Source organism: Bacillus paranthracis (assembly GCF_001883995.1).
Taxonomy (GTDB): domain Bacteria; phylum Bacillota; class Bacilli; order Bacillales; family Bacillaceae_G; genus Bacillus_A; species Bacillus_A paranthracis.
The window spans coordinates 1-10,250 of record NZ_MACE01000011.1; the positions used below are offsets into that span (position 1 = coordinate 1).

The following is a 10,250-nucleotide window of genomic DNA, read 5'->3' on the forward strand; positions in this document are numbered from 1 at the left end:
GTCCAGTAGGTCCAGTAGGTCCAGTAGATCCAGTAGCTCCAGTAGGTCCAGTAGATCCAGTAGCTCCTGTAGATCCTGTAGGTCCAGTAGCTCCTGTAGCTCCTGTAGCTCCTGTAGATCCTGTAGATCCTGTAGGTCCAGTAGGTAAAGTAAGTGGAGGAATAGGAGGGAATGTTGGACCTATTAATTCTGGATTGAAATTATTGAAAAAAAACGGTGATGGAATGTTGTTATTTGACATATAGAAACCTCCTATCTAGTTTATTAAAAAAATATATTATATATAGTAAATGTATAAAGATATAAAATTGATTATTATAAATGTATTAATTTTTTGACATAAAAAAAGAGATGAAGGACCAGTTCATCTCTTTTTTCCCTATTCAGGTGAATTTATGTCAATATTTATTATATGTATAAGTTTAAAAAAAAGTTCTTATATTGAATTTTATAATTAAGTATTGTTAAAAAGTGTAATTATAAAGTCTGCTGAAATAAATGTTTCATTTCTTTTAATAGGGGTCACCATATTATTTTGGGAAAATTGTACGCTAAGGACTACAAAACCTTATTCTTACAGTATCTTTAAAGGTAAATACATGTTCAGAAAGATAGAAACCTAAGTTTAATTGAACATTGATTTGTTTACATGCTTTATGAACATGATTATAGTCAGAAAACGTGTTGATATTGTTGAGTTTTACCCTCTGTTCATAAATATAAGGTTTTCTGGACAGATATCTCTTAGCGTACAGGAAACGCTTGGAATGTGTCCGAATTGTGTCTAAACGTACAATTTTCCTGAAATGGTATGGTGACCCCTAATACAACTTAAAAGCATTTGAAATACGTTTAAAAAAAGTAACTCAAAAACTTTTTACTTTTTAATAAGTGTAGTATTGAATAATTAGTAAAGTGATTATTGGGAGAAGAAAAATAAGTGGTAAGAGTCAATGGTAAGCGGACTGAAAGAGATCAGCGTTTTTTTGCTGATCTCTTGAAAGGAGCATTAAGGAATTGACTCGTGCATCTGATTTTCCAACCTCTTGGCAGTTCCCCAAAACAAATTGTTTTGGGGACGCCAACCGGCGAGGGAGGCCCTCAAGGATTTGAGGGGTTGGGGAGTTGGATAAGGGGGTCTGGGGAAGATTTCCCCAGCAGGTTTGGACAGAGTCCAAGGTTGTTTTTTCCATGCTAAGCATGGCTCGGCGAAGCCGAAAAGCGTCGCAGACCCCTATCGATTTTGATGCGAAAGCGTCAAAATACGTATAGGGTTACTCTAATTGACACCATTTCGTCGCTTTGCTAGACTTATGGTATCAATTAATCTAGGGAAAGTGGTGGCACTTTATGTTGGGTTCTATCTCATTTAATCAATCTCACCAAAGTTCATTAAGCCACAATAATAGGGAAAATATTCATGGGAATCCTGGCATTGATCCAGCTAGGTCAGAGGAGAATATTTACTTTGTTCAAAAGGACATCCGAAGTGTATACAAGGATGTCTTTCAAGAAGCGGTGGACAAGTATAACGAGAAGCAAAAACGGAATGACCGTAAGATTGAGAATTACTATGACAAAATACATAAAGATGATAAAACGCATGAGCAACGAGAATTGGTCGTAGCGATTGGAGAAGGTAAAGACGACCCGAAGTATAGGGAAGCTAAGAAAGAAGCGTTAAAACGGTATGCTGAAGCGTTTCAAGAGCGGAATCCCAATCTGGCAGTCTATAACATGGTTTTACATGATGACGAAGCAAATCCACATTTACATATTAACTATGTACCGAACTTTGAAAGTAGTCGAGGATTAACGAGGCGTGTCGGAATGGATAGAGCTTTGCAACAACAAGGTGTCGAAGGAACGGGAAGAAAGTTAATTGCGCATTGGAGAGAAAGGGAAACCGCTTATATAGAGCAATTGGCTAAAGAATATATTCCGAATTTTGAACGTGCTAATGTAGGTTCACATAAGTACATGAAAGTCCGTCAATACAAGGAGTATGCAGAAGCAAAGTCAACTATTGAAAATCAAGTAGAGGAAAAAGAAACTAAGTTACAAACGATTGACGATCATTTAAAAAATGTTGAAGAGAAAACAAACGAATTAGAAATGACGAAAAAGAGTTTGGAAAGTGATGTTGTTGATACGTACAAAGAATTAGAGATAGTAAAGCAACAGGTAGAGAGTGAAAATGAAAAGCTGCAGCTAATTGGCCAGCGTCATGTGGAATTAGAAAAAAGAGTAGAACAAATGCAAAAAGAATTAGATAGTGCTAGTGATCGAGTGCCAAATGAACCTGTTAAAATTCCATTTTTACGTAAAGAAGTAGTAGTAGAAGTACAGGATAAAATGTTTGGAAAAGCTGAAATTACAAAGAAACAGACAAGAAATTATGTGTTATCACCAGAACAATATCAAGAAGTAACAAAGCAAGTGAATGCAGCGGTCACTATCAAAAAGGATCATGAGCGTTTGAGAGAAACAGACTTTGTGAAAGAGTATGAAAGTTTAAAAATGACTGCAGACGGTTGGATGAAAGAAAATAGAACATTGAAACAGGAAAAAAACCAGTTGCAAAAGGAAGTTGGTGTATTAAATAGAGAAATTAGCTCGTTAAAAGCTCATATAAAGGGTTTGCAGACGAATATAAGAGTTTTATATGTACAAACGAAAAAAGTTTTAAAAGAGCAATTTAAGGGGTTTAGAGAGAGTGTTAAAAATGAATTGGGTAGCAAGGGAGTAGATAATCAATTTGAACGTGAGCATAAAAAAGAGGTGAATAAACATCGTGGATTTGATATGGAACGGTAAAAAAACAGGGAAACTTTGTTTTTATCTTTAAGGTTGTTAAAAACATGATAGAATGAAAAAAAGAGCCATGCGGGAACATGACTCTTTTCATAGGGTATTTTACGAAAATACCTAAACTTCACTTATCTGATTATAGATTATCATAATTTGATTTATAATCAAATAGCAAAAAATAGGTATTTTTGTTGATTCCCTCAATTAAGGAGGAATTAACTTAGATATGACAAAGAAAATTATTGATTTTGGACAAGCTGAAAAAAAAGCAAAAGAAAGAGATAGTAAAATTAATAGTATTTATGAAAAACTTGAAGGTAGTGGCGGACTTTCTGAAGAAGAAAGAGTCATTATGCTACAAGTATTAAGTAAAATGTCTGGTGGAGAAGAATATTTTATTGGTAAAAAGAAAAAACCTACAGATCGGGTGAGATTTGTGCAGATAATTACTGATAATATTAATTATCTATGTAAAACGGGATATCTGACAAATGCTGAAAAAGCTTTTTTGATTGATTTAACACCGTATATAGAGTTTAAAACTAATATTTTAATTGAATGTTCAAATGAAGATTCTGAAGAAGTAGATGCAGATGCAGCTACACCAAGTTATTTAGCAAGGAAGTTAGGAAAAGATAGAAGTAATCTTTCTCATTTAATGAATGGTTTATTGGAAAAAGGTGTTTTAGCTGTTGCAGAATCTGGAATGACAACTGAAGATGGTCGCATTTGTAGTTCTCGTACTTGGTTTGTGAATCCTAATGTTTTATGTTGTTCCCCTAAAGATGGAGTAGACAAGGCTACTATGAAGATTTTTAAGAAGTCTCTTAGAAATTTTAAAATAACTGGAGATAAGAAAAAACATAACTTACCGATTTATTTATTTTAGATGTCATTTGTTATTGACATCTTTTTTTTTTTTATTATTTTCCATTTTTTAGGTGTGGGAATTTAACAACACATGTGTGGGAATTTTCCCACACCCTACCCTTGTTAAACCCTTGATATTACTGACTTTCTTTACTTTGCTCTTCTCACTCTTATATATAGGGCTAAAAGTTCCGCAAGGAACAGGTAGTATTTTTGAGCAAACAACGCTCAAAAATCTCCACCTTCATAATAAAAAAGTCGGTTCGTTCATCCTCACCTAAAGACTACCGTCTTTTCTTTTTTATTATGTCCTTGCAAAACTTTTTTCGGCTTGTATGCTTTTCTCGCCAAGCCGACAGACAAAAAGCAAAGCAATGCCGATCGACTTGGACTAGTAAGTATACAAGCCGAACCGCCTAGATCATTCGTCCTAAAATAGTGCTTACTCCAAAATTGATACGGAATACGTGGGGTTTCGCCCCCACACGACGAGCCAGCACTCTAGCCAAAAAGCAAAAAGTAGACCAAAAAACAAGGACAAAATCAGGCTAAACAAAAATAAGCCGTCCATATGGACGGCTTATTTACATAATTCACGATATAGGAAGTTCTATTTTAGTAAACTCATAGCAACTACAATACATCCAACTATAAATAATTCTTTTTTAAATATGTATTTTTATCTTTACTTAGGATATGCTATAGTCTTTTCCTTAAAAATGTTTCCATAATATCTCTCTTAAATCTTTCATAATTGAACTGAAAAGCGATATTATGTGTTTTATAACCTGGATTTGTCACAAAACGAAAGTCTGCGATACTTTGACCAAATCCTTCTCCTTGATCGGGAATTACTTTGATGGGCACTTTTGACAGACGAACTGCATCTGGATTCAACAAATACCATATTGTTACAAAATCATGCATAGGGCTTCCTCCTATGCCAGGATTCGATTTAGAGTAGAAATTATAGTAGTAGTCTAACATAGGTTTGATGATGAGTCCTGCAAGGTCTTGTGTATTCCGGTGAAATGCATCAATTTGTTGAACCATTTCAGGTGTAACAATCGCGTGTTGGGTGACGTTTAATGGAATAATTGTCAAATTCTTCGCATGCTGCAGAATTAAGTTTGCTGCATAAGGGTCTGCGTAAAAGTTAGCTTCAGCCACAGCAGTCACGTTTCCGGGGTAAAAAAAGGCTCCACCCATGCAAATGTATTCTTTCACATTCCGCATTGCTTCTAAATTCAAAATAAATGACGTAGCCAATGAGGAAAGTCTTCCCAAATTGATAATTGTAAGATCGTCTAAATTTGAGTTTATAATTTTGTAAATATCATTTATGGGATAAATTGGATAAGGGATTTCAGGTGGAATGATAGGTCCTAGTCCTACTTTTCCATGTACTTCAGGAAAATATTGAACCAATATACCTGTTAAAGGTACAGAAGCACCGAGAAATACGGGTATCTCTTTTCTTCCCGAAATATACTTCAAATAGTTAATATTTTTTATAGCATTCTCTCTCGATACATTTCCATAATCAGCTACAATCCCCACAAGTTGGATATCATTACGAAAAAAGGTGTACAGAATAGCAAACACATCATCAATTCCCAAATCTGTAAACAAGAGAACTTTTTTGGGCATATGTTTTCCTCCAAAAGCCATAAAATTTTATTTTTACTAAGGATGTAATGAATAGGTTTGTACTATATTTGATATATATTTTATATATTCTTCAATAGTACATTTTGTTCATCTATAACTTTAGATATCTTATATGTGTTTGCATCTAAAAAAGTATTTTTGTTTTGTATATTGTATACAAGTACAGTTAACATAACGCATCATTATCGGCAGCAAGGAAAAAGCGGAATCCATTGATATAATAAGGATTCCGCTTTTTCTTTGTTTGTCATCCTATGCATGATTTTATACATTGTTGAGATACTATGGTTTTTCCGGTTTACGAATGTCCTGTATTAGTACAAAAAATTGTATAAAATCTTGTATAAAAAAGATTGATAATTTTAAAACAAAGTTTGATGAAAAACTTTGTTGATATAGTTTTTTTCTTTTGATTTTTAAACTTCAATTGTATTGTTAAGTTAAAGGTCCATTTAATGAAATAAGTGTTTTAGGCTAAAAATCTTTCTTTACAAAAGTCACTTTGAATTTTAAGTACATTGACTTAACCAGTGCATAGGATAATTTTATAAAATTGTGAAGGATTGAGAAAAATGCACTATATTCCTTTTATGTATCGATATCAATATCTTTATTATGTTAATGTACCAATACCAATGTATAACTATGGAAGACAGTCTGTTTATTGTACTTTTCCTAATGAGATAGATTATACAAACAGATTTGATTTTTTTCGTTTTTCCAATGGTGATGGAAGTATTTCGTTAAAAGATTATGGATCAGAACCATTTGTTGTTAATATCAATGAAGCAGCAAAGCAAAATAATACGTATCGTACTGCTTTATGGACAGGGAAACATTTACAAGTTACCTTAATGAGCATTAATGTTGGTGAAGATATCGGTTTGGAAATACATCCTAATGTTGATCAATTTTTACGTATTGAACAAGGTCAGGGGATTGTTCAAATGGGAAAGAGTAAAGATAATTTAAATTTCAAAAGAAATGCTTATGATGATTTTGCAATAATGATACCTGCAGGAACATGGCATAATGTAATTAACACAGGTAATATTCCGTTAAAACTTTATTCGATATATGCTCCTCCAAATCATTCATTTGGTACCGTTCATGTTACTAAAGCAGATACATTGGCTGTGGAAGAAGATTATAGTCATGGCAATAGGAATACAGTTGGTTATTAATCAAGATTTATTATAAAATCTATAACTGTGTTTTAAAAAGCAAAAAAATAAACTTTTGTTAATCTTAAAAAACAATTGAAAACTCTTCTTTAAATTTTAAAAAGAAGGTGTTACCTTTTCAAAGAAGGAAAAGACTATATAGCAACTGGAGAACAGCTTGAAGCAGAGGGAGGACAAAATATGGCTCAAACTTATTGGGGATCTGAGGTAGCCAAGAATTTAGGGATTGGCTCAAGTACTTTGCGTAAATATTGCCTTGCTCTGGAGGAAGTTGGGTATCCTTTCGAGCGCGGTAGTAATAATTCTAGAATTTTTTATCATAAGGATGTAGCAATTATAGAACGGCTATTAACAGCTATGAACAAGAAGAACGTAACACTAGAACAGGCTGTAAATCTAGCAATGACAAGTGTTATAGAAAATGAGATAGCAACTGTTGCTACAGATAGCGTAGTAGATACAGAACAGATAATAGTATTATCAGAACGTATAGAACGTTTAGAACAGCTTAATTTAGAATTAATTCAAAGATTGGATCAACAAAGTAAATTTTTACAGGAAACAGATGCTCAAAGAATAATAAGAGAAGAACAAAGAGATATTCAATTAATGCAAGTATTAAGAGAAATACAAGACAGTAAGCGATTAATAGCAGCTTCAGAACAGAGGAAATCGCTTTGGAGTCGTCTATTTGGTAAATAAATTAGAATTTAATAATAGAGAAAAGCTTACTCCTATATAAAAATAAATAAGGAGTGAGCTTTTTTGTTACTTATAAGTGGTGTTATTATAATTTCTAAAATTGGGAGTAGCTCCCCGATGTCAAGGGGAGCTACAGAGGAATAACCATGACATTAATTTTGAATTATTTAATACTATTGAACATAATAAATTCTTTTACAATGACACATACTATCCTTATATAAATTGTTATAATACGAACACTTAATTCAAAAGGGGTTAGCTACTTGTGTCTGAACATATAGAGATTATTTTGAGAACACTATTAGCTTTTTCGATTTTATTTATCGGAGCTAAACTACTAGGAAAGCAAATTATTGCTGAAATGAATACTTTTGATTTTATTGGTGCTATCTCTATCGGAAGTATTATTGCGAATTTGGCATTTAATTTAAATATAAAAACTCATCATGCAGTCATTGCTTTTCTTATGTTAGTATTGGGGTAGCGTCAGAAAAATGCGGATTTACAACGTTAAGCATTTTGATACAAGTCTTATGAGAAATTATGAAGTCCTAATTTAACGATAATTTAATTATGTACCAATAGGCTTACTCTATTGAGATTGTGAAAAAATGTACTTAAACTAATGGGGCAGGTTAGTGAAAGGCAAGTTATTTAAAATATATATTAAGACTTCAACAAATTTTAGTGTTATATATAAACCCCTGCCCAGTCTTTTAAATTATGTTATAATTATCGCAAGAACAAGTATTTAAACAAAACTCGGAGATGTATAAGATGATTAGATTAGAGAAAATAAACGCTGATAACTACCAAAAAGTTTTTGACTTAGAACTTGTAGGAGAACAGGAAAACTTTGTTTCATCAAATATGAGATCGTTGGCACAAGCCTGGGTATTTTACGAAAGAGCCAAGCCTTATGCTATTTATAATGATGATACAATTGTAGGATTTATAATGTTTGACTATAAAATAGAAAATAGGAAAGTAGAGATTTGGCGATTTATGTTAGGGAGTGCATATCAAGGAAAAGGCTATGGTAAAGAAGCATTAAACAAAGCTATAGAATTTTTGAAGCAAGAAAATTTATTCGACTATATCCAAATAAATTATGTTGAAGAAAATTTAGTGGCAAAAAAACTTTATCAAAAAGTTGGTTTTTCAGAAACGGGAGAAATGGAAGGAAACGAAGTTGTTATGAGGCTCTCAATAGTGAAAGAATAGGTGTCAAATATATTCCAGTTTCATTACCTAACAGCAGTGATGAATAGCTAAAAGTATATTTCAAATAGATAGAACGTTTTAGGTTGGCAGCTGCTAGCCCTTTTTGTATTCTTGTTTTGTGAATAGTTACACTTAAACTAAAGGGTGCTTTAGTTCAACAATCTAAATTAAAAAGTCGATTCCTTGAGAGACTGGAAATCGGCTTTTTTTATGATTGGAACTTCCTTAGCGTTGTAAATACGCATTTTCCTGACGCTACCCCTTATAGGAAAAAAGAGAAAACCTTTAGATCGGGTGAGGTTTGTGCAATTAATAATGGATAATATCAATTATTTGACTGAGATTGGTTATTTGAGTAGTAAAGAAGAAGCTTTTTTATTTAAATTAGCTTCATTTGTGGAATTTAAGACTAATGTTATTGTAGAACGTGAAACAGGTAGTCCAGCATCTCCCACATATTTGAGTGAAAAGTTTAAAATAGCTCGTCAAAATATTTCAGGTACAATGAATACTTTGTTAAAAAAAGGAGTATTAGCTGTTGCGCAAGCAGGGGTAACAACAGAAGATGGTCGGGTGTGTACAAGTCGTACATGGTTTGTAAATCCTAATATTATGTGTTGTAGTCCAAAGGATGGTATAGACAAAGCAACACAACATATTTTTAGAGATTCATTACAAAATTTTAAATTGGAAGAAAAAGGGAAAAAGAAGTATAAACTTCCTGTTTATTTGTTTTAAAGAATACAAATTTCTATTGTATTCTTTTTTTTTTTGTTATTTCCCAATTGTTAGGTGTCATGAAAACATGACACCTAACATCTTATGAACCCTTGATATTATTAACTTTTTTCATTTTGTTCTTCTCACTCTTATATATAGAGCTAAAAGTTCCGCAAGGAACAGGTAGTATTTTTGAGCAAATAACGCTCAAAAATCTCCACCTTTAAAAAAATTATCCTTGCGGAACTTTTTTCGGCTTGTATGATTTTTTCGCCAAGCCGACAGACAAAAAGCAAAACAATGGTTCTCGACTTGAACAAACAAGTATACAAGCCGAATCGCTTAGATCAATCGTCCAAAAATAGTTTTTATTCTAAAATAGATACGTAATTCGTGGGGTTTCGCCCCCACACGACGAGCCAGCACTCTAGCCAAAAAGCAAAATTTTATATAATTAATATTATTTGTAATAATATTAATTAAGAAATGCGAAAAAAAGATAATCTAGCTGCTACAATACTTGATCCTGCTGCTGTAGCTCCACCTATTGAAATAGTTTTATCACTAATATTATATAAATTAATTGTTGTGCCAGCTGGTATTTGACCAGAAAATCCGAAACAAACAACTTCTTGACCTGTAGGTGTACCATAATTAGCTCCATCTAAACTAGGAACTGGAATACCATTAAATCCTACACCAACAGCAACAGGGCCAGCTTGATTATTTGAAGTCATTACAGCACCAATAAAAAAGTAATTACCAGGAATTTGAATAGTAAAAGTATCAATACCATTAAATGTAACATTTTTACTTATTAAAACTGGTGCTGTAAATTGAATAGGTGCTAAATTATTAACAGTTTGAGGAGCAGGAGTTACTATACTAGCGTTAGCAGAAGAAAAAGTTCCAGTAGCTCCAGTAGGTCCAGTAGCTCCAGTAGATCCTGTAGCTCCTGTAGCTCCTGTAGGTCCAGTAGCTCCAGTAGGTCCAGTAGCTCCTGTAGGTCCAGTAGCTCCTGTAGCTCCTGTAGATCCAGTAGGTCCAGTAGATCCAGTAGCTCCA

General features: G+C 33.1%; 7 protein-coding genes and 3 pseudogenes. 7 read left to right on the forward strand and 3 right to left on the reverse strand.

All coding sequences use genetic code 11. From position 1 onward, the window contains the following. A partial coding sequence (locus tag BAQ46_RS31640; protein WP_116777220.1) for an exosporium leader peptide-containing protein occupies positions 1-241 on the reverse strand: 241 nt, incomplete at its 3' end. Positions 242-1,350: 1,109 nt separating this feature from the next. On the opposite strand from BAQ46_RS31640, the gene BAQ46_RS03785 reads away from it, so the two are divergent. Together BAQ46_RS03785 and BAQ46_RS03790 are read left to right on the forward strand one after the other, a co-directional pair. After that, a complete protein-coding gene (locus tag BAQ46_RS03785) occupies positions 1,351-2,817 on the forward strand; it encodes a plasmid recombination protein (RefSeq protein ID WP_000901539.1) in 1,467 nt (488 codons plus the stop codon). Positions 2,818-3,037: 220 nt separating this feature from the next. Continuing rightward, positions 3,038-3,700, forward strand: coding sequence for a MarR family transcriptional regulator (locus tag BAQ46_RS03790; RefSeq protein WP_000162379.1), 663 nt, complete (start codon positions 3,038-3,040; stop codon positions 3,698-3,700). A 680-nt stretch (positions 3,701-4,380) separates the two neighbouring features. On the opposite strand, the gene BAQ46_RS03800 is transcribed toward BAQ46_RS03790, so the two are convergent. Continuing rightward, complete coding sequence (locus tag BAQ46_RS03800; protein WP_071741636.1) at positions 4,381-5,331, reverse strand: nucleoside hydrolase; 951 nt, start codon at positions 5,329-5,331, stop codon at positions 4,381-4,383. A gap of 593 nt (positions 5,332-5,924) precedes the next feature. Here BAQ46_RS03800 and BAQ46_RS03805 point away from each other — a divergent pair. From BAQ46_RS03805 to BAQ46_RS03825, 5 genes and pseudogenes are all read left to right on the forward strand, one after another. Then, positions 5,925-6,536, forward strand: coding sequence for a cupin domain-containing protein (locus BAQ46_RS03805; RefSeq protein WP_071741637.1), 612 nt, complete (start codon positions 5,925-5,927; stop codon positions 6,534-6,536). A gap of 180 nt (positions 6,537-6,716) precedes the next feature. Further along, positions 6,717-7,238, forward strand: coding sequence for a DUF3967 domain-containing protein (locus BAQ46_RS03810; RefSeq protein ID WP_000079496.1), 522 nt, complete (start codon positions 6,717-6,719; stop codon positions 7,236-7,238). 268 nt (positions 7,239-7,506) lie between these two features. Then, positions 7,507-7,716 (forward strand): annotated as a pseudogene (locus BAQ46_RS03815) (DUF421 domain-containing protein); the annotation flags it as partial. A 302-nt stretch (positions 7,717-8,018) separates the two neighbouring features. Beyond that, the gene (locus BAQ46_RS03820; RefSeq protein WP_000620148.1) at positions 8,019-8,465 is read left to right on the forward strand and encodes a GNAT family N-acetyltransferase; all 447 of its coding nucleotides are present in this window, start codon (positions 8,019-8,021) and stop codon (positions 8,463-8,465) included. A 264-nt stretch (positions 8,466-8,729) separates the two neighbouring features. Next, a pseudogene (locus tag BAQ46_RS03825) lies at positions 8,730-9,203 on the forward strand (MarR family transcriptional regulator); the annotation flags it as partial. Positions 9,204-9,664: 461 nt separating this feature from the next. Here BAQ46_RS03825 and BAQ46_RS31005 read toward each other — a convergent pair. Beyond that, a pseudogene (locus tag BAQ46_RS31005) lies at positions 9,665-10,250 on the reverse strand (exosporium leader peptide-containing protein); the annotation flags it as partial.

Excerpts from the sequence above, each read along its gene's own strand:
- BAQ46_RS03785 (WP_000901539.1), top strand. The coding sequence starts at position 1,351 with ATGTTGGGTTCTATCTCATTTAATCAATCTCACCAAAGTTCATTAAGC.
- BAQ46_RS03790 (WP_000162379.1), top strand. The coding sequence starts at position 3,038 with ATGACAAAGAAAATTATTGATTTTGGACAAGCTGAAAAAAAAGCAAAA.
- BAQ46_RS03800 (WP_071741636.1), bottom strand. The coding sequence starts at position 5,331 with ATGCCCAAAAAAGTTCTCTTGTTTACAGATTTGGGAATTGATGATGTG.
- BAQ46_RS03805 (WP_071741637.1), top strand. The coding sequence starts at position 5,925 with ATGCACTATATTCCTTTTATGTATCGATATCAATATCTTTATTATGTT.
- BAQ46_RS03810 (WP_000079496.1), top strand. The coding sequence starts at position 6,717 with ATGGCTCAAACTTATTGGGGATCTGAGGTAGCCAAGAATTTAGGGATT.
- BAQ46_RS03820 (WP_000620148.1), top strand. The coding sequence starts at position 8,019 with ATGATTAGATTAGAGAAAATAAACGCTGATAACTACCAAAAAGTTTTT.